Origin of the sequence: Mangrovivirga cuniculi, assembly GCF_005166025.1 — a bacterium.
Lineage (GTDB): Bacteria > Bacteroidota > Bacteroidia > Cytophagales > Cyclobacteriaceae > Mangrovivirga > Mangrovivirga cuniculi.
The window spans coordinates 3,591,842-3,611,464 of record NZ_CP028923.1 but is presented as its reverse complement, the minus strand read 5'-3'; the positions used below and the strand labels follow the sequence as shown (position 1 = coordinate 3,611,464).

Here is a 19,623-nt window from a genome sequence, read left to right as displayed (position 1 = left end):
TTTATTGCTGTTGTTATCTTTTTATTAAATTTAAAGCTTTTTCAAAATGAAGGTCTGTTTCGTTTTCTATGTCTTCAAACGAATAATTGATTTGATAATCCGGTATAATGCCCCTGTTTCGGGTATTTTGTTTTTCAGATTCAGGATAAAAAATGTGATAGCGGGGAATTCCAATTCTTAGTTTTGAATTTGGAAGTACAACAGATTGAATGGAACCTGCTGAAAAGCCTTCATAACGCGTACCGGTCTCTTCACCGATAATTATAGCATTTGCATATTCTTTAAGGAATCGAGCAAGCGAGCTACCTGCTGAATATGTTTTTCCATTAACCAGAACATAAATTGTACCCTCAAATGCATATTTTGATACGCTGGGCATTTTATAAGTTTTTTCTTTCCCTTCCCATGAAATTGTTTTTTTTAAATACGAATCTGCATTTTCAGGTTTAAGAATATATGGAACCATGTCGTCTGCAAATTCATTACGTCCGCCTGTATTATCTCTCAGATCAATAACCAGGTTGGTAATCTTTTTATCTGCCAGTTCTCTGAAAATGCTTTTATAAAGTTTCTTTGACTTAACTTTGTATTGATTGACTTTTTTGTAGTCGAAAGAGGGTAGTTTAATAAATGCATATCCTTCTTTAAGTTGTAAATCATAAAATGCATTGAGTTCATTTCCTTGATTTATATCATCGTTTTTAAAGTGTTTTTTGAAATTTGAGATTTGTTCAGATTTCAAAAGTGCTTGAATAGTAACAGATTTAACCCCTTGGTTTGGTCGAAGATATTCTAACTTAAACATGTCCGTTTGTTCAATATAAAAAAAGTATAACCAGGCAAATCCGATTTCAATATTCTTGTTTGAATAGGTTAGAATGTCACCATCTGAAGGAATTACTTTTTGTAATTTTTTTATTATTTCATCTGAGGTCTGACCATTAATAGAAATAATTTTATCACCACTTTTTAATAATTGTTCATTGGAATAATCATTCCAGACATAAAGCTGATTTGAAATTAATTTCACAGATACAGGAAAATAAGGACATTTACTTTCAGGAATACATTTATGAATAGAGTCCTGCCAATTTCCAAGTGTAAAATGACCTTCATTGCTTAGAGCGCATAATTCACTGACCAAAGAGAAATAGTCAAAGATTGAAATGGAATCTTTTTGTACCGACTGTATAATTTCCATCGAAAGATTTTCAAAATCCGGGTTATATTTTTCTAACGACGGATTATACTGTTGAATATTATTCCGAAGATTTTTCAGGTCTTCCAAAACATGTTCTTTACCCATATTCTGCCCTGAAACCGATATCTGTCCGAGCAAGAAGAATATCGATATTATTACTTTTTTCATTTCTATAACTTATGAATTACTGCTTACAAATGGCTGATCACTACTCAGAACGTTTTATTTTTCCTGTAAACAACCTTGTTCTGATGTTTAATAAGTTTCTGTAAATGATAAAAATAGCAGATAACAGCTCAAAATCAAATATTTCCTATTATTTATACCTGTTAGTAAACGTACGTAAATGACTGTAGTTTGATAAATTTTATCCGTTTGTTACAGTTTACGAATAGGTGTTTAATGAAGTGAGAAATAGAAAAACTAGTGTCTGACAGTGAACCAGGATTAACAGTATCAAAAAAGATTGAAAGGACTTTAATCGTCCTTTCATTTTTTTAATTCTATCTATCATAATTGAGACAATAAAGGATGAATACATATTTGGGCTGGTGAGGGTAAGGATCAAATGCTTATTTTTGAGTACGCGTATTTCTGAAAAAGCAACGCGAGCCAAGGGGGTATAGCACGTGACTCTGAACTCTTAAATATAGGTGCTATTTCCTTGCTGTGTTTCACTTTCAGAAAACTCAGGTAAAGCATGTGGTATATCATTTATATTGTGGCGTTTTAATATCATCCAGGCGTTCTTCTACGCCTGCAACAAGACACCTGCATATACCTATTCATTTGGCACAGCCAGGTGTCGGTCAAAGTATTCGATTATCTTGCCAAAAAGGTAGCGATTGTAATTCGGCTCACGGCTCCATCCATGCGTGGCACCCGGAGCAAACGCAAAGTCAAAGTCCTTGCCCTGTTTAATCAGTTCTTCAGCTAACTCGACCGTTGTCTTGAATGGTACCACCTGATCTTGGATGCCGTGGATAAACAGGAGTTTGTCCTCCAGATTCGCTGCATAGTTGAGCGCTTTTCTTTCGAAAATCTCCGGATGTGTCTGTGGGCGACGAACAATCGCAACGTCGTCCGTACCAAAGAACTCTGGGTCAACGGCCGCCGCTGCAGCAACACCTACCTGGAATAAGCCTGGCTTCATCAAAAGCGAATAAACGGAGAGTGTGCCACCGTAACTACTGCCCCAGATACCGATGCGATCGGGATCAACATAACTTAATGATTCCATGTAGGCTACGGCACTCGCATAATCCTCAATGTCCTGGTCGGCAAAACCCAGCAGGAACTCTTCACGGAATGCCCGACCATAACCGTTGCTGCCACGTGAATCTACCTGCACTATGATATATCCCTTTTTGACCAGGAATTGCTGTATGAGGCTGTAGTTACCTGCCCATCGGTTCCTCGCAGTATTCGAATACACGGGGCCAAACAGCACCGGGTACTTCTTACCGGGCTGCATATTGTCTGGTTTCAGAATCCGGGCATGCAGTGTGTATTCATCGACAAGACTTGGGAAACTAACGTATTCCGCAGCCGTCCAGGTTCGCTCCGTGAATGCGGGTAATGGTGAGTGGGTTATTCGCTTAGCGTCACCACCCTCGCTGCTTACCACGTAAAGCTCGGGAGGTGATGTATCGTTGCTGTGCATGAATACCAGGTGGCGGCCATCCGGTGAAGGGTAGCCAACGTTTCGGCCTGGGAGATTCGTCATCTGCTCGGGGTCGCCACCGGACAAATTCAGGCGATACACATGTTGTTCGTGCGGATTAACGCCATTGCCTGCATAAAACAGCGCGCCACCAGCAACACTTGGTGTGGACAGCACATCGTAGGACGGATCTGTCAGCAGCTGCGGCCGATCCCTGGACGGTGAGGCATCGATCGTATAAAGTCCGTATCGATCAGCCATATCGCTTAAGAAAATGACATTCTTTCCATCGGGATGCCAGGTCGATCCAAACGATGTGTACATACGGCTCTCCCGAACCCCTCGCCAAATCTCGCGCAGCTGGCTCTCTCCGGGTGCAACGACGAACATTTTACGTTCAACCGCCGTATCGGATGCGGTATCAATCAGCAGAGCACCGCCCGGCGACCAGTTGAAATCGATGACCTGGTTGGCGTCCGGGTCGGGCAAATCGAGGTACACAATATTACCGCTTTCTACATCGAGAAGGCCAATCCTGCGAATCTCATTTGGATCGCCCGGATAACCCCGGCGCACTTCGTTGGGATTGGTTTCGGAAGTGAGATAATCCGGGAACGGCACCTTTCTCACCTTGCGCCGGTCAACAACGTGAAATGCGATTGTCTTGCCGTCCGGTGACCACTTATATGTCGGTCCACTCCAGATACCCGGACCAATTTCACGTTCAGGTCGGCTGTAGCGCCCCTTTTGTAAGATCGAGAGTCCGGGAATGCCGATCCTGGTGAGCTGGCGATTCTGTTTGGAATGGAAATCAGCAAGCCACAGGTCACCGTTCTGTATGTACGCCGCTTGGTTGCCGTCTGGTGAAATCGACAGGTTATGTGCACCTGCTTCGACGGGCATCATCTTGAAGTCGTCTCCCTGGCTCAGCGATGTCTGCCATAGATTGTTATCTCGCAGGCTGACAATTGTGTTCGCGTCGGTCCAGACCATTTCGCGCACTGACCCGGATGCCGTATTGGAACTGAGGCGCACGTCCTTACCATCGCTTGTGGATACCCAGAGGCCACGCCCGGGATCTTCCGGTTCACTCCAGGAAAAGGCGAAGTGCTCACTGTTTGGTGACCACGCAGGACGAGACGGGGTTATTCCTGTGAGTTTTGGAGTTGCAAACAGGTCATCAAGAGTGAGCTCACCTTCCTGTGCTGTGACTGTTGCGGACATCGCCATCAGTAAGCCTGCCACTATCCATGTTTGCCAAAAAGAGATTTGTTGCATTTTTTTGCTATAATAATAGTTTAGTAAAATAATCTTATAATACTCAAAATAGCCTTCTAACTATTGAGAAGTGCGCTTTTTGAAGGTCTTCCAGGTTGGAGTTTTTTGATTTTTTGATTATCTCTTACCTGTTCGTTAAGGCAGACGTTAAATGTATGAGTTGGGGCGGATTTCTACTCACTAACCTTTCGTTTCATCATTTATACAGCTATTACTTATATACATTGTGTGCCTTGACTGGCGAATATAACTCATGAATATGAGTGTTCCAAAGGGTGAAATACGTAGTATTTACGAATTCGAAATAATAAGATAACTCTATGAATAAAGTCCCGGATGTGCTGGGTTGACTACTTGAAGTAAATCAAGTGGCAATGCCTGTCCCGACCATCGGGAATAGTCAGAAGTGATTCTGAAACTGAAGAAATGCGAAGCATTGGCTTTGCCCCTGTAAGTACGGTGGTCCTGACGTTTTAGTCAGGATTTACAATGTGAGATTTAAAATGCTGATATTTATCATCAGTAGGCGCACCGTGGGCTTATGGCTCACGGCCGTCTCGATTGTGCAACATTATTTTTATTCAATTTTTTCAACTAATACAATTCCAATTTCGAAGAAGTGTTCAATTTTACCTTGATTTTCAATTTCATCTCGATTAAGTAATATATTCGGGACGTTGCAAAATGCGTTAACCGTTTGTCCATCAACATTTTCACTAACTGCTGTTGCATAGAAAAGTAATGGGATTTTTTTTCCAATTTCGATTTTCGGTCCAATATTGCCATTAAAATCTCCTCTTTTCCAGCTATAGTCAAATTTGGATTTATTTACTTGTAAGTTTTTGAAAAGTCCTAATTCCCCAATTCTGAATTGAATTTTTTCGATGCTATCATTTTTTGAAAGAGTATAAATTTTCATAGTAAACTTTGCACTACCTAATTTGGTAAATACTAAATCAAAATATGCTTTGGGTGTTTCATCCTTGTTAGCTGAAATATGGTCAAAATGTTTTATTAATTTGTCATTTAGATATTCATCTACATATACGTTTATGTAAGCTGGTTTTTCGGACTTCATTTCAAATTTATGATAGTCGAATCCAACCATTGCCATAAATACTCCGATATCCGTATCGTCCTTTTCTCCGTTATATTCAATTCGGTTCTCTTGAGAAAATGAGATGAATGAAATCATTAAGCATATTAATAGTAAAGTTTGTCTTTTCATTAGTTTGTTTTTAATGTTGAACCGTTGAATATACGAGCAGTAGTTGGTTTTAACTGTCATCTGTTCAGTTAAGCACAAAGATGGCTAAAAGCGAAACTTTTGATTTAGAAATTTACCTGCTATTACTTATATACATTGTGTGCCTTGACTGGCGAATATAACTCATGAATATGAGTGTTCCAAAGGGTGAAATACGTAGTATTCATGAATTCGAAATAATAAGATAACTCTATGAATAAAGTCCCGGATGTGCTGGGTTGACTACTTGAAGTAAATCAAGTGGCAATGCTTGTCCCGACCATCGGGAGTTGTCAGAAGAGATTCTGGAACTGAAGAAATGCTCTGCATTGGCTTTGCCGAATCTCAATTTGGCACAGCAATCATCGATTTCATGAATTCCTTTAAAAAATCAATTGAAATAGTGAATAAAGTCCAATTCCAGGTGCAATGATAACCGAATCAAGACTCGGAAGAAGAGGCTACGAAAGCATGCTAACTTACTATTTAAAAGTGAAGATTTGATTTGACGAACCGCCGTATTGAAGATGCTGACCGATAGCGTCAGTATAAGTTCACGAGCACGAGAGTGCGAAGGGAGGGGCATAGCCCCCGTACGTACGGTGGTGTGAGAGGCGCACCGTGGGCTTATGGCTCACGGCCGTCTACTCGATTACCATTTCGTTTCTTTCTATTGGAATAGATACAACGCATCACCTATTCCGGGTGTAATAGAGTTATTGTTTAAATCTGTAACTACCTTGTTAACCTTTGTTTTCTCTATTTCAAGATTAAATTGATGGCCATTTTCGTTTAAAATTTCCCCGCCTAATCTCGATTGAGCGTATTTTGTTGCCTTATACATAACTTCCAATATTTGCTCTGGAGAGATAGAACGAGGAATACTAAACCCAAATATCAGATCTTCAGTTTGAACCCTTCCAGCAGCAATTTCTTCTGGGAAAAAATAGCCTGGATTAGTGCTAGTCCATACACTAATTAATTGATCATCTCCATATTCAAAATCATTATTCCAATGAAATAGGTCCATGTCTCCCCATTTCAGACCTAAAGACATCATAACGTCCCATATTTCTTCTCCTTCAAATTCGTTTTCAGCCTTTAAAATGATTATGGAGTATTGATTGTTGTTAGGTACGAAATCAGAAAGTTCTTTTGATTTACTTACTGCCTGTTCAACTGTGTAATTCTCTGAAACCACTTCTGATTTAAGTTTTCGAGAAATCTTAGAAACAGATTTTTTGTATTCTTTTAAAGTCTTTTCATCATAGACTTTTGGTGGGTCTTCCAATGGGTCATAGAGTTTCCAACCTAATGCCACCTTCGAATATTCTTTTGATTCATCTTCACTCGAACTAAAATACGTCCACTTTGAATCACCTTTCGGAATACAGTAAATCCATGAGTAATTATGTTTTTCTCTCCACTTATTGTCGAAGTGTTTGGATACAGAATCTCGCTTGAAATAACTTTCTTTAAGTGATTCAATAGTTAGAATCCAGTCAAACTTCTCATTCGCAAAATATTCCTTATCTTCTGATTCTTCAGAAACTTGTGGATTTTTTAATTCTATGGTTAGAATATTGCTTACATCTTCTTTTCCTTTATGCGGCAACACGCTTTTTGCACGTTCCTCACTTTCTGATGCAGTTGAAATTGTATATTCTGAATCCATTTGTTCTCTTTTATTTGAAGAGTTGCACGCCATTAACGAGCCTAAAATTATCAATATTATGAATCTCATTTTTCTTAATGAATGGTAACGGTTTGTATATGGTGTCGTGGCTGACGTTAGGAAGCCATGCACTATATACCTTGTTGTGCTTTCGTGCTTTATTTTCTTTTTCTTTGCAATGTTTGCCAAATTCTGTTTTCGGGTTGGCTTGCAGCTCTTTGCCACCGCAGGAACGAGGATGGCAATGTGCTGCAAATGCGTTAGGCTAATTCCTTATCCATACATTTCTTGACCAATCCTTCTATGTCGCTTGGGTGAAACGACACATCCCAATGCCATTTCCCAAATCCACCGTGATTGTTCACCGCATTTATCCATTCGTTCAAATATTCCCGTTTTGTTTTGTTTTGCTGACTGTCAACACCTTTGGTTTCTAAAGCCATGTAATCACCATTCACCAAGCGTAAAATAAAGTCGGGATAGAATTTTCTGATTATTCCCTTGTGATTGTAAAGTATGGTAAATCCTAAATGGTCATTCTTAACAAACGATTCTACTAAATCTGATTTGTCAAAGAAGTAGGCTTCACTTGCTTCCCAACCGCTATCATAAACGCAATGACTGATATGCGATTTCTCCGTCCATTCGCAAGGTTTGCTCGTGTACCAAGTTCTAACATCTTCTGTCGAACGAATTGGTTTTTCCTTATCAAATATTGGAGTGAGTTTTTCGGTATTATCAGAACGAATTGCTGACCAAATGTGCTGAACGATTTTATTCATGTTCAGAATGATCAGAATCTTTCTTTTTGAATCATCTTGGTGGAACAGGTCGTTCTTGATCTGAATTTTGTCCGAATCAATGAATTGTTCCACAATGCGGACAACCTGAGCAAGGAAAATCTCTTTGCTCCCTTTCCAATTAGGTCGTTTCTCAGAGTTGTAAATAGTAGATGCTATTCTAAAAACAATAGACTGAACCCTAGTATCTTCCGCAATCTGCTCTAAACCAATTGCAGATTTTACTTTTGGATTTGCTTTCCCTGAAATAATAGCTGCCAATTCTGCTTCTGTGATTGATTCGTACGGGTCAATTTCTAACGTATTGACTTTGTCCCAATCCAATTTGAGTTGTGGGCGATAAACATGGTCTATTCTTACAATATTTGGGAATGTGATTTCATGTTCTGCCTTTTCCTTTCTTGGTTCAATTTTAGTTTTTGGCTTTGGTGGTGGTGGCGGAGTACCTTCGCCTCCTTCGTGCGGTAGGAAAGTAAATGGAACACCAAAAATGTTCACATATTCAGGTTCAAATAAACCATCATCTCCTACATCATAACTTACACGCCTTAATCCTCTACCAACTACCTGCTCACAAAGTAACTGACTAGAAAATGCTCGTAATCCCATAATGTGGGTAACCGTTTTAGCATCCCAACCTTCTGAAAGCATTCCAACTGAAATCACATTTTGAACCTGTTCGCCTGGTTCTCCTTCTTTCCCAACTGTATCAACCGTTAATCGTAGTAATTCTGCTTGTTGTGCTTTGGTCCATTTTGGTGTTTCATCACCATCCTCATCAGATTCAATATTCAGTTCAACTGCTTCAGTCTCTGATTCTGCTTTTTCCAAAACTTTGCTATCTATCTGCAAGGTTTTGTCGGGTGCGCACAATTCAGGTATTGAAATCTGGTTGTGGTCAAAAGCATATTTGATTCGAGCAGAAGTTTCTGTTCGGTTGGCAACTGTAATCATTACAGGAGGCACTTTGTGGCCAACATCATCCCATTCTTTCTTAGTCTCTTTCCAATCAAGCCCGAGTAAAGTATATGCATTTATTAATAGGTCGGGTAATGGCTCAGTTTCGTCTGCTTTACGATTGATGTCGTCTTTTACTTCATCATCTGCATAGATGTGATACAATCTTGATTTTAACTCTTTAGTGCGTTCACTATCATCACGAACCACAACTCGTGGTGTTTTTACCAAACCTGATTCAATGGCATCATTCAATCCAAAGTCTGAAACTATCCAAGTAAACAAAGCATCTTCTGCGGCTTTCTTCCCTGAAGGTGTAAAAGGTGTTGCTGATAAATCAAAGCATTTGAGTATTCCTCTTTGTTCATGGATTTTATCTAGACCTCCAACCCAAATAGTTGCTTCTTCTGCACTGTCTTTGCTTGAACCGGTCCGTTTATATTTTCCAACAGCTTCTGGATTCATGCGCCAAGCATGGTGAGCTTCATCATTTAGTACAATGATGTTACGTGCATTGCTCATTTCGCCTAGCACATTCCGAACATACGCTTCACCGCTTATTTGCATACGTTGACGTTTATCAACAGAACGCAAATACCCTTTTTCGACTTTAGCATCAATTTTATCTTGTGAATCCCATGCCAAAGCGTGCCAGTTGTGAATGATCACTTTTCCTTGACGGAGTTTATCCATCAAGGCAGCTGGTACAATATTGAACTCTTCATAATAGTTTTCTTCGTGGGTAGGTTGTAAAACTTGAAGTCGGCTCTTTACGGTAAGACCAGGAGCGACACACAATGCATATTTGCTAAATCGTGCATCCGTTGGGTTGGTTACTTTATTCAAGAAATTCCATGCGATTATCATGGACATGATGATGGTCTTTCCTGAACCTGTTGCCATTTTACTGCACCAACGTTCAAAAGCTCCGCCATCTCCTTGAATGTCAATTCCAACTTTGTCCGCTGCAGGTGCTTCTGTCAACCAAATCAAAGTTTCTATGGCTTCTAACTGACAAAAGAAAAATCTGCGGTCTTTACGCTCTTCAGGGGCTTGCCAATGTTCCAAAAGACGTTTTGTTATGCCCGTTACACCTGGATAACCTGATTCTCGCCAAGCTTGTACTCTTGGTCGTATTTTATTGACAATGTCTATTTCTACAAAAATGCCGGGATCGTCAAAGGCTTTAGAGTTTGGCGTGGCCATAACATAGCCCGCAGGGCGTCTTCCTTCTTTGATGAAGAAATTTCTATTTTCTCTATCGTAAAACCAATGTTGCTGTGGTTCTTGATGAGGACTGTTGATGATAAGTTTATCGATATTTCCTGCCATAATCTATACCGTTAAAACTCTTAAACTTTCAATACCTCTGTCGTCAATAATCTTGACTGCTACTGCTGAACCTGCTTCAAAAGGAAGTGATGTCGTGCCTTTAAATGCATCAATTTTTTCTTCGTCAATTTCTGCTTTGAGGTTCTTAGCCAATTTTGCCCAACCGTCTTTTGCTCCTGCCATTGGAAAAAATACCTGGGAAGGGAAGAGGGAACGATTGTCATAATCGGTATCCAACATCCACATGGCAATGTTCTTTTTACCACCGCTTTCTACATTTCCAGTTTTTGGATTGTAGTAATCAAAGCCCATTACTTCCACTTGAATTTTACCGTTATCCAATTTGTGGATTTGTACGTCAGGCTGACCGACCAACCAGAAACTTTCGTTACTACTACGTTTTTTGCGAAGGTCGTCTGTTAACATATCCGCATTCATTTGGGCTTTGATAAGTTGCATGCCCGCAACGGCTGGTGTGAGTTCGTCAATGTCTTTGGCGGCTTCTTCGTCAAACTGGAAAGCACAGAACAGTAACATATCAGGTTTTAAGGCTCTGGCTTCTTGCCAAGCATTTTCTACCATGCGTTGCTCTAACGGAGCGTGTTCAGGCCCGAAAACAACCAATACTTTTTTAGGTATATCTTCTTTCGTTTCAGCTTCAGCTTGAATGAATTTTGTGCCAGCTAATGGTTCCACTCGAGTAAATTCTATGATGCTACCACCTTTCGCTCTTACACCTGCACGCAACAATTCATCTCGCCATTCCGCTTGTCTGTTGGTTTCACCGCTACGAGCAACAGAAGTATCTGAACCTGAATCTTCTTGTTCCAATTCGTCAAAGCTTTTGGCATAAGGTGCGGGAACAGCTTCTACTGTGAAAGGACCTGTAATTCTTGTTTTACTATTTTCAATTTTGGGTTTATCCAAGAGAACTTCCTGCACAGATGTTTCATTCTTTGCAATATCTTTTAGCATGATATGAGGAGCGGTATGGTAGTCAAAACCACTTGAAACCCCCTCTTTGGGATGAGCTAATTTGAAAAAATCAAAATTTCTAGTCATCAGTCTTTGTTTGGCAAGAGCAATGGAAACTCTTGATGTATCACAAGTAATCCACCTACGACCCCATTCCTCTCCAACTACTGATGTTGTTCCTGAACCACAAGTAATATCTAAAACTAATTCACCAGGATCTGTAGTCATTAATAAACACTTTTCAATGACTTTGGTAGAAGTTTCAACTACATATTTCTTGTCTTCACCGAAGGAACCTGTTCCAGTATCAAGCCAAATATTTGAAATTTGTTTAAATGGGAAATCGTCTCTAAATCTGCGGTATTGAATACTATTTTTTGCAACATGTATTCGATTATTCTTTGCTAAATTTTCCAATCCTTCAACGGAGGTTTTCCAATGATGATTAGGTCCAGGTTCGTACGTTTTGCCCTGATATGTAAAGGACTGGGGTGTACTGGTTCCGCCCTGAGACTTGATACTGGTAGCTTTGTAAATTTTACCATCTTTAGGTATTAAAGAATGATCTTTCTTCTCTTCAGAAGTTAGACCTCTAAATGAACCATCTGGAAATAGAATCCAATTATAGCCTACTTCACCTATCTCAGGTTTATAATCTTCAAATAATTGATTGTATTTGGTTTTCGAAGAGTCTTTGGCATACCATATTAAATAGTCACCCGTTCTTGAGAGTGTGGTCGAGGCAAATCCTCCTGTTGTTTTAAATGCAATCAGACTGACGAAATTTGTAGTGCCAAATACTTCATCGAGTACAATTCTAACCAGGTGCAAATTCTCATCACTAATTTGTACGAAAATAGAGCCGCTTTCATGCAATACTTCTTTTGCTAAAAGAAGCCTATCTCTCAAGTGGCTTAGATAAGAATGAATGCCCAATTCCCAAGTATCTCGAAAAGCCTTTATCATTTCAGGCTCAGCACTCAAATCATCATCTTTTCCGTCTTTTACATCACGTTTGTTTACAAAGGGCTGAAAATTGCTACCATATTTAATCCCATAAGGCGGGTCAAAATATACCATCTGCACCTTGCCTGCCATCCCTTCTTTTTCCAACAAGGAGTTCATAACCAAAAGGCTGTCGCCTGCAATCAGTCGGTTTGTCCAACCTTCTTTGTGCTTGTAAAAGTCTATGGCTTCACGCAGCGGTTTCTTTTCAGAGAAAAGACTGAATTGTCCACCATCATCTGTGTCCTTTTTTACGGTTTCAATGATGGTTTTCGGGTCAATGCGTTCATGTACATGCAAACTAACCGTAGGCACTTCAAAACTGGTATGTTCTGCTTTTCCTGCCCATTGCAGTTGTGGGTCAAGATGGGGGTCGTACTCGTAAGTTTTCTTTTCGCCTGTGTCAGGGTCACTGTCAGGTGTTACCAGTCCAACATGAGGAATATTGGCACGTTCGTCTTTACTGTGCTCGTATTGTTCAATCTGTTTCTTCGTGAGTTTCTTGGCCATATTATCTCTTAAAATTCTTTATTCAATTTTGTTAGCGTTGGCAACAAAGCAATGTGTGCGTTAGCACTCTTTGCTTTGTGCGGTTGGCTTTCTATTTCTTTATTGGCAAACATTTCGTTTTCTCTTTTTCGCATGAAGCACAACGATTGGCTATGAGCCACTCCGTGGCTCTTATTCCTTATATAACTATCGTTGTTTTAGTTGTTGAAAATTCCTTTAAAATCTAAAAATAGCTGTTTCCAGCTCAAAATCAAATATTTTCTTATTTATACTCGTTTGTAAACGTATGTAACCAAATGTAAACGTTTAATTTTTAGTAAACGGCTACAAACGTTTACTAACGTGTATATTCCAGACTTTTAAGCCAAACATGAGCACAAGGTCAATCTTTTGTTCGGAAGAGTAGTTTTCTTTTCAATATATTTTTACGCTTTGATAATTACAAGGTAACTATTTTACATTCCTCAAAATTAATATCACTATAGGATTCAAATGTCCAATCACTTAAAGCTTTTAGTACTGGAAGTAATCCATTACCTTTTTCTGATAATGAATACTCTACCCTGGGTGGTATTTCCGAAAAACGCTTTCGGATGATAAGTCCATCTTCTTCTAACTCCTTCAGTTGTTCTGTTAAAACCTTTTTTGAAATGGTTGGTGTGTGCATCAACAGTTTGCCAAAACGCATTTCGCCATTTGCTAAAAGATAGATAATGATGGGTTTCCACTTGCCCCCTAAAATATTCATAGCATGCACCAATGAACATAAATTCGGATTTTCAATGACCTTTCTTCCCATAAGTTACATTTTGGTTACCACTATTTTTTAAGTATTTAAGTTAAATGGTTTCATAAATAAACTATTAAAAGTTTCTTTGTGAAACAAATATAAATAAAATTATTATGAAAAACGTATTAATCATCAATGGACATCAGGAATATTCGTTTTCGGAAGGGAAATTAAATAAAACCCTGGTTCAAAAGGCGACGGATTTCTTTAGTCAGGGCGGATATAATGTAAAAAACATTCATACAGAGGAAGACTTTAATGTAGAAGAGGAAATTGAAAAATGGCAATGGGCTGATCTCGTTTTCTTTCAAACGCCTCTTAACTGGATGGGAGTAAGCTGGTCTTTCAAAAAATATATCGATCACGTTTTCTCAATGGGAATGATGGGAGAGATGTCTGACGGTGACGGTAGATCGAGTGAAAATCCCAAGGCAAATTACGGTCTTGGTGGTAAATTGAAAGGGAAATATATGATGTCTGTAACAGCTAATGCCCCAAAAGAGGCTTTTAATAATCCGAATGAGAAGTTTTTTGAGGGTATCAGTGAGGATGAGCTTTTGAGACCTATGCATTTAAACTTTAAATGGTTCGGGTTGGAACCGTTACCTACTTTTATGGCTTATGACGTGATGAAAAACCCTGAGGTTGAAGAGGACTTTAAAAGATTTGATGCGCATTTAAACGAACACTTTAAAAATTAGAATTATGAATAAACCCACTCCAAAGCATAAAGCACCTGAACTGAAATTTCCTTTAATAAATGGATCTCCATGGGACTTAAAGGCGCAACAACCTGAGAATTTCACATTAGTGATATTTTACAGGGGATTGCATTGCCCTATTTGTAAAAAATACCTGGAAGAACTTCAGAAATTAAAGCCAGAGTTCAACGAACAGGGTGTGAATATTGTCGCAGTAAGCATGGATTCTGAAAAACGAGCCAGGCTTTCAAAACAAAAATGGGAGATCGACCAACTTGATATTGGTTATAATCTTGACAAAGAAACGGCTAAAGCCTGGAGTCTTTACCTCAGTAAAGGAGTTAAAGATGGAGAACCAGAGATATTCAGCGAACCGGGGTTATTTCTCATAGATTCTAAAAATGAGATTTACTATTCGGCATTGAATAGTAATCCATGGGGAAGACCTTACCTGCCAACATTCGTTAAGTCGGTAAACTATATTATTAATAATGACTACCCGGCACGGGGAGAAATGGCATACTAAATGGAAGATAAAATACGAGAATATATTATCAGGGCTGCAGAGGAAGAGATTCCCATTCACCGGTTTTTAGGGCTAAAAGTAGAAAAACTGGAACTCGACTTTGTTCGGGTTTCAGTACCTTATAGTGAAGAATTTGTAGGCGATATCCGTAAAAGCAGATGGCATGGTGGTATTATCGGCCTTATAATGGATTCGGTAGGAGGAATGATCGGAATTGCAAATTTTACTTCTAAAAAGGATAAACTGGCTACCATTGATCTTCGTATTGATTATCTGCGAGGTGCAGAAGCATACGATGTCGTTGTTGAAGGTAATTTAGTGCGTCTTGGATCCAGAATTATGGTAGCGAACATGCAGGCTTTCCAGAAGGGACAATTGGTAGCAGAAGGGAAAGGTGTTTATAATTTCGTTCGGGCGTGATATTAAGTATGCTTACAACGTTGAGCTTAAAAAAGTATCTAATTTATTGTATAGTTAGGATGGCTCACAAAATGAGTTATTATTCTATCTTGCTCCCGAGGCACAACTATTGTACTAATATAACCCACCATGCAATATTAAGTGCAAATATTGAGGTTCACAGGTTTTTTATTTTCCTATATTGAGCTAGTGGTTTTTTGTTGGCTTATCAAACTTTTCAATCGCATATCGTAGAGTTACTCTTGGCATACTTTCAGCGTATTTGTCCAAAAATGCTTTTAGTTTCTTTTCGTCTTTTTTACCCGCTTCTCTTATCCAACTTCCTACAGCCTTGTTAATCAACTCATGATCATCATCCACCAATATTTCTGCGATATTAAAAGTTTCATCTACTCTTCCTTTCTTAATGAAAGCATAGGTTGAAACGATAGCTGTCCTTCGTTCCCAGGGATTTTTTAATTTTGCTAATTCATAGAGTATGTCTTTTGGTTTATCAATAAGATATTCCCCGATAATATTGTATGCCCCTCTGTCTACAAAATCCCAATTATTTAATCGATTATGGCGGTTTAGGTAAAGGTCATATAACTCTTTTCTTCTTTCTTCGGAAGTTGATTTCTTTTTAGCTTGAAAGTCCATTATGCTTACAGCCCCCATTCTGATTTCTTAGTACTTGCTGTCAAGTAACTTATTTATTTCTGACAGTGACATATCACTGAATTCCTTGGCTAATTTGAACACAGTACCAAATTGGAGTTCCAATGCATCGGTCTCCCCATCATCATCCTTGAAAAATTTTAACGTCTCCTTTTTCGGACGTTCATTGGCACTTTCCTTTAATTGCTTTATAAAATCAGCTGCCTTCATATGCTCTTCCTTTTTTTAGCTTGCGTATAACGTTCAGGCTAAGCGTCGAACCACATCCCTCGGGGTGGGGTATCACGGTTAGGCCGTGTTGTACACAGGCTATATTTTTAAATTTTTGAAATCTCTTCTAGAATCCCAAATTCTGATTATTTCTATTCGGTTTGATTTAATCAGGTAAAAAATCAAATAATGCCTAACTATTTTTATTCGAATATTCTTATAATCTGATTTTTTTCCAGATTCAGGGTTAGTTGATATTAATTTGATAGTCTGGTTAAATAAATTGTTTAATCTGATACTGTATGTTTTCGATTTGTTTCTTTTGAACCAATATTCTAAAATGCCAAACTTATCTTTAACCGCACTTTTGGACCAAATTACTTCGTATTTAACCATTCTTTGAGAAAATTATCAACATCTGTTTGATTCATTGATTTACCTTCATCAATATCCTTTAGACCTTGATCAATCGCCTCTTTTTGTTCAGTATTAAGCTCAATAATATCTGTTGATAGATTCATTTCAAGTTCAATCATTTCAAGCATCTCTTCGAGAATTTTTTCATCCTTAATATGCTGAATCCGTTCTAAAAGTTTCTCTCTAGTATTCATACTATAATAATACGAAAAATATTTCATATGGTCTTAGTAGCTCTTGCTTGTGTACAACGTTGAGTGTAAAATGCGTTTTAATGCATTTTTACCGATTGGCTATGCGCCACTCTATGGCGCTTATTCCTTATATAACCATCATTGTATTGGTTGTTAATAAATTCCTTTAAATGTTAAAAAAAAAGCTGCTTGCAGCACAGAATAGAATTTTTCTCTTATTTATACATATTGGTAAATGTTTGTAACCGTTTACTACCGGGTAAGGAAGGCTTAAATTTTAGAAGAATATAATAGCACACAATTATTATTGGGTTTAACCATTACCCCCGTGGCTTGTCCCCTGACAAGACACTTTTGATGTGAAGGGCAGAATATAATAGCACGCAATTAATATTGCGTTTAACCATTAAATTTTACTCTTAACCGATCACCTGATTGTAATGAACCCGACCACAGCATTTTTTGAATTTCTTACCGCTATTGCACGGGCAGGGACTGTTCCTCCCAATCTCTACCTTGCTTTGATCCAGGTTTCTTGATGTCATATCATGTTTGAATATCCTTTCCAGTAAACTATATAGTTGTGGATGCTTGCTTTCTAATAGCTTTGGTCGCTCGAAGAAATATTCACAAATAACTGAAAAGAACTCGGCTTTGTTGGTTCCACCATAGGGGTTGATATCAGAATCGCCATTATATATTTTTTCAATTTTTTTGTTGATTAGATCAAGCCAGGGGATAATATATTGTTTTTCAAATATTATGTTAGGCACCCCATCTATCACCCCATCAGCTTTATCTATCAGGTGAATAAATTCATGAATTGCCGTATTTTTCTTATCGGTTTCATTTTGAAAACCATGCCTCAGTGCCTCTTTTGAAAGGACCATCTTTCCTTCCATATAACCACTGCCTACCATCCCGAGAATTCTTCTTCCTTCGCCACTGGTTTCAAACTGGTGATTGAAGTGGGAGGGATATAATAAAACTTCGTTGAGGGTTGTGTATTGCCAATCCGGGAACTGAAATATGGGAATAATGGCGCTGGAAGCGATTAGTATTTCGTCTAAGGGCTCGACCGATGTTTTTATTCCGGTAATTCGGGTTTCATTTAAAAACTCAAGGATTTTGTTCTCGAAACGATCTTTTTCTCCTTCTGATAAGGAGTTATAGAAAGTAACATGCTTGATTAAGAGAATCCGCCGGTCTGATGGGAAGGTGGTTACGATCTTCTTTCTCTCTTTATTTTTTGTGAATTGATTGTAAGTGTAAAAAATTAAGAGGATAAGAACGACGAAAAAATAAAATAAGCCATACTGCTACTAACGAAGTTTAAAAAATTAAATATTAATACGTAAAGATAATGCCAAATGCTGAAAAAATTTGGTGTTAAGAAATTAAGAATGATTGGGCAAAATAGTTGTAATAGCGTACCCGTTTTAATTGAAAAAGCAATGCACCAATGGAATTTGAGCTTTGCAAATAACAAAAAATCCGAAGTTACGCGATTGCTTAACTTCGGATAGGAGGGTGTATGGAAGAAGGATATCTATTTAATTATAAATAAACCACGCTTTCAGCTACTTCTCGGTTTTTGTCGAGATCAGACTTAATACTGTCTACCTTTATGCCAATAGTCATCAATGCCACCTTACCGAGAGGTAAGCGAAGTGATGGGTTTTCAGAAGCAACTAATTTAATTATGGCCTTAGAGGCCTTTACCGGATCACCTTCCTGTTTTCCATCTACTACTTTTAATTTTTCCCGGAAAGCTCCTGCTGTTGTAGAATAATCATTTATCACTTTATCTGCTTGTTTAAGCCTTTTTCCAGCGAAATTAGTCCTGAATGGACCTGGTTCCACAATTGTTAATTTAATACCCAATGGAGCAACCTCTTGAGCTAATGCCTCACTAAAACCTTCCAGGGCGAATTTACTTGCGTTGTAGATGCCGAATCCAGCAAATGCTTTAATGCCACCGTGGGAGGAAATCTGAACTATATGACCTTTACCTCTTTTTCTCATAATGGGTAAAACGGCTTTTTTTAATTTAAGCGTCCCAAAAAAGTTTGCTTCAAAAACATCTCTGACTTCTCTCATGGACGCTTCCTCAATGGCTCCGATAAATCCAAAACCCGCATTATTAACTAAGACATCAATAAATCCAAATTTGGATATAATGGTTTCGATACATTGATCAATTTGAATTTCATCCGTAATATCAAGTCTTACTGCGAACCCATAGTCACTCTTAGTTTTATTAAATTCATCTATTTGCGACTGTCTTCTAAATGTACCTACCACAAAATCGCCAGATTCCATGACGGATTGGGCAAGTGCTTTACCCAGTCCGCTGGAAATTCCCGTTATCAACCATATTTTTCTTTTCATACATATATTTTATGAAAGTGCATTAATAATTTCTGAAGGTTCAACTCGATTTCGATAATCTCCATCGATTGCTGTTGCGAAAGATATAATCCCGTCTTGTTCTATAATAAATACTGCCGGAACTGGTATTTCTAATGAATTGTCTGCGTAGTGACTTTTGAAATCAATACCTAATGATTTCATCGTTTCAATTGGTCCTTCACCATTTTTGAAAACAGTTGTAAATTGCCTTGCAACGATGTTTACATTGTCACTCAATACCTCAAATTGCAGTTCATTTTTTTCTTTTATATTTAAAGACTCATCAGGGGTTTGTGGTGAAATAGCAACGAGATTTGCTCCAAGTGAATTTATTTCCTCTAAAATTTGCTGGTACTGGTTGAGCTGTAAATTGCAATAAGGGCACCATGATCCACGGTAGAAAGTAAGCACAACGCGTCCTTGTTTTAATAGTGATTTTAATGTAACGGTTTCGCCTACAGCATTTGATAAATAGAATTCGGGAGCTTTATCTCCAATGTTCAATTTTAAAATTGATTGATGCCTGGCTTTTAACCCGTTGGCATCTTTATCAAAAACCCATAATGCTTCCGCGGGGAGCATTTTTCCTAAATTGTTTTGCAATTCTTCTAATCCTTCAGAATAGGACGGAACTTGTTTTTTCGTAATCATTTT

General features: G+C 38.4%; 17 protein-coding genes. 3 read left to right on the top strand and 14 right to left on the bottom strand.

Annotated elements, in window-relative coordinates; genetic code table 11:
- Positions 1-13 precede the first annotated feature (13 nt).
- From DCC35_RS15945 to DCC35_RS15915, 7 genes are all read right to left on the bottom strand, one after another.
- Positions 14-1,369, bottom strand: coding sequence for a S41 family peptidase (locus DCC35_RS15945; RefSeq protein WP_137091748.1), 1,356 nt, complete (start codon positions 1,367-1,369; stop codon positions 14-16).
- A 613-nt stretch (positions 1,370-1,982) separates the two neighbouring features.
- On the bottom strand, positions 1,983-4,142 hold the full coding sequence (locus DCC35_RS15940) for a S9 family peptidase (protein WP_137091747.1): 2,160 nt from the start codon (positions 4,140-4,142) through the stop codon (positions 1,983-1,985).
- Between the two features lie 577 nt (positions 4,143-4,719).
- The gene (locus DCC35_RS15935; protein ID WP_137091746.1) at positions 4,720-5,370 is read right to left on the bottom strand and encodes a hypothetical protein; all 651 of its coding nucleotides are present in this window, start codon (positions 5,368-5,370) and stop codon (positions 4,720-4,722) included.
- A 688-nt stretch (positions 5,371-6,058) separates the two neighbouring features.
- On the bottom strand, positions 6,059-7,132 hold the full coding sequence (locus DCC35_RS15930; protein ID WP_137091745.1) for a cell division protein ZipA C-terminal FtsZ-binding domain-containing protein: 1,074 nt from the start codon (positions 7,130-7,132) through the stop codon (positions 6,059-6,061).
- A gap of 191 nt (positions 7,133-7,323) precedes the next feature.
- Positions 7,324-10,152, bottom strand: a complete 2,829-nt coding sequence (locus tag DCC35_RS15925; RefSeq protein WP_137091744.1) for a BPTD_3080 family restriction endonuclease — start codon at positions 10,150-10,152, stop codon at positions 7,324-7,326.
- 3 nt (positions 10,153-10,155) lie between these two features.
- Positions 10,156-12,642 (bottom strand): site-specific DNA-methyltransferase, encoded by a 2,487-nt coding sequence (locus DCC35_RS15920; RefSeq protein ID WP_137091743.1) that lies wholly within the window; start codon positions 12,640-12,642, stop codon positions 10,156-10,158.
- Positions 12,643-13,081: 439 nt separating this feature from the next.
- The gene (locus tag DCC35_RS15915) at positions 13,082-13,441 is read right to left on the bottom strand and encodes a winged helix-turn-helix transcriptional regulator (protein ID WP_137091742.1); all 360 of its coding nucleotides are present in this window, start codon (positions 13,439-13,441) and stop codon (positions 13,082-13,084) included.
- A 104-nt stretch (positions 13,442-13,545) separates the two neighbouring features.
- Here DCC35_RS15915 and DCC35_RS15910 point away from each other — a divergent pair, with 104 nt between their 5' ends.
- From DCC35_RS15910 to DCC35_RS15900, 3 genes are read left to right on the top strand one after another with little or no spacing between them, the layout of a single operon-like run.
- Positions 13,546-14,133: an NAD(P)H-dependent oxidoreductase gene (locus DCC35_RS15910; RefSeq protein WP_137091741.1), complete on the top strand. Its 588-nt coding sequence runs from the start codon at positions 13,546-13,548 to the stop codon at positions 14,131-14,133.
- A gap of 4 nt (positions 14,134-14,137) precedes the next feature.
- Positions 14,138-14,659 carry a peroxiredoxin-like family protein gene (locus DCC35_RS15905; protein WP_137091740.1) on the top strand — a complete coding sequence of 174 codons (522 nt, stop codon included), beginning with the start codon at positions 14,138-14,140 and terminating at the stop codon, positions 14,657-14,659.
- Complete coding sequence (locus tag DCC35_RS15900; protein ID WP_137091739.1) at positions 14,660-15,079, top strand: hotdog fold thioesterase; 420 nt, start codon at positions 14,660-14,662, stop codon at positions 15,077-15,079. It begins immediately after the preceding gene.
- Positions 15,080-15,265: 186 nt separating this feature from the next.
- Here the strand turns inward: DCC35_RS15900 and DCC35_RS15895 are convergent, their stop codons facing one another.
- The 7 genes from DCC35_RS15895 to DCC35_RS15870 form a co-directional block, all read right to left on the bottom strand.
- Positions 15,266-15,736: a DNA alkylation repair protein gene (locus tag DCC35_RS15895; protein ID WP_217495862.1), complete on the bottom strand. Its 471-nt coding sequence runs from the start codon at positions 15,734-15,736 to the stop codon at positions 15,266-15,268.
- 9 nt (positions 15,737-15,745) lie between these two features.
- Positions 15,746-15,946: a hypothetical protein gene (locus tag DCC35_RS21040; RefSeq protein ID WP_217495861.1), complete on the bottom strand. Its 201-nt coding sequence runs from the start codon at positions 15,944-15,946 to the stop codon at positions 15,746-15,748.
- Between the two features lie 99 nt (positions 15,947-16,045).
- Positions 16,046-16,342, bottom strand: coding sequence for a type II toxin-antitoxin system RelE/ParE family toxin (locus DCC35_RS22140; RefSeq protein WP_137091738.1), 297 nt, complete (start codon positions 16,340-16,342; stop codon positions 16,046-16,048).
- Positions 16,324-16,557 (bottom strand): hypothetical protein, encoded by a 234-nt coding sequence (locus DCC35_RS15885; RefSeq protein WP_137091737.1) that lies wholly within the window; start codon positions 16,555-16,557, stop codon positions 16,324-16,326. Before DCC35_RS15885 ends, DCC35_RS22140 begins: the two co-directional genes overlap by 19 nt.
- Before the next feature lie 419 nt (positions 16,558-16,976).
- Entirely contained in the window at positions 16,977-17,786 is an 810-nt protein-coding gene (locus tag DCC35_RS15880; RefSeq protein WP_394347737.1) for a zinc-dependent peptidase, read from the bottom strand.
- A gap of 328 nt (positions 17,787-18,114) precedes the next feature.
- Positions 18,115-18,948 (bottom strand): oxidoreductase, encoded by an 834-nt coding sequence (locus tag DCC35_RS15875; RefSeq protein ID WP_137091735.1) that lies wholly within the window; start codon positions 18,946-18,948, stop codon positions 18,115-18,117.
- Positions 18,949-18,957: 9 nt separating this feature from the next.
- Positions 18,958-19,620, bottom strand: coding sequence for a peroxiredoxin-like family protein (locus DCC35_RS15870; RefSeq protein WP_137091734.1), 663 nt, complete (start codon positions 19,618-19,620; stop codon positions 18,958-18,960).
- Between the last annotated feature and the right edge of the window lie 3 nt (positions 19,621-19,623).

Bases quoted from the DNA above. Each gene is read 5' to 3' on its own strand.
- DCC35_RS15945 (WP_137091748.1), bottom strand. From the start codon at position 1,369: ATGAAAAAAGTAATAATATCGATATTCTTCTTGCTCGGACAGATATCG.
- DCC35_RS15940 (WP_137091747.1), bottom strand. From the start codon at position 4,142: ATGCAACAAATCTCTTTTTGGCAAACATGGATAGTGGCAGGCTTACTG.
- DCC35_RS15935 (WP_137091746.1), bottom strand. From the start codon at position 5,370: ATGAAAAGACAAACTTTACTATTAATATGCTTAATGATTTCATTCATC.
- DCC35_RS15930 (WP_137091745.1), bottom strand. From the start codon at position 7,132: ATGAGATTCATAATATTGATAATTTTAGGCTCGTTAATGGCGTGCAAC.
- DCC35_RS15925 (WP_137091744.1), bottom strand. From the start codon at position 10,152: ATGGCAGGAAATATCGATAAACTTATCATCAACAGTCCTCATCAAGAA.
- DCC35_RS15920 (WP_137091743.1), bottom strand. From the start codon at position 12,642: ATGGCCAAGAAACTCACGAAGAAACAGATTGAACAATACGAGCACAGT.
- DCC35_RS15915 (WP_137091742.1), bottom strand. From the start codon at position 13,441: ATGGGAAGAAAGGTCATTGAAAATCCGAATTTATGTTCATTGGTGCAT.
- DCC35_RS15910 (WP_137091741.1), top strand. From the start codon at position 13,546: ATGAAAAACGTATTAATCATCAATGGACATCAGGAATATTCGTTTTCG.
- DCC35_RS15905 (WP_137091740.1), top strand. From the start codon at position 14,138: ATGAATAAACCCACTCCAAAGCATAAAGCACCTGAACTGAAATTTCCT.
- DCC35_RS15900 (WP_137091739.1), top strand. From the start codon at position 14,660: ATGGAAGATAAAATACGAGAATATATTATCAGGGCTGCAGAGGAAGAG.
- DCC35_RS15895 (WP_217495862.1), bottom strand. From the start codon at position 15,736: ATGGGGGCTGTAAGCATAATGGACTTTCAAGCTAAAAAGAAATCAACT.
- DCC35_RS21040 (WP_217495861.1), bottom strand. From the start codon at position 15,946: ATGAAGGCAGCTGATTTTATAAAGCAATTAAAGGAAAGTGCCAATGAA.
- DCC35_RS22140 (WP_137091738.1), bottom strand. From the start codon at position 16,342: ATGGTTAAATACGAAGTAATTTGGTCCAAAAGTGCGGTTAAAGATAAG.
- DCC35_RS15885 (WP_137091737.1), bottom strand. From the start codon at position 16,557: ATGAATACTAGAGAGAAACTTTTAGAACGGATTCAGCATATTAAGGAT.
- DCC35_RS15875 (WP_137091735.1), bottom strand. From the start codon at position 18,948: ATGAAAAGAAAAATATGGTTGATAACGGGAATTTCCAGCGGACTGGGT.
- DCC35_RS15870 (WP_137091734.1), bottom strand. From the start codon at position 19,620: ATGATTACGAAAAAACAAGTTCCGTCCTATTCTGAAGGATTAGAAGAA.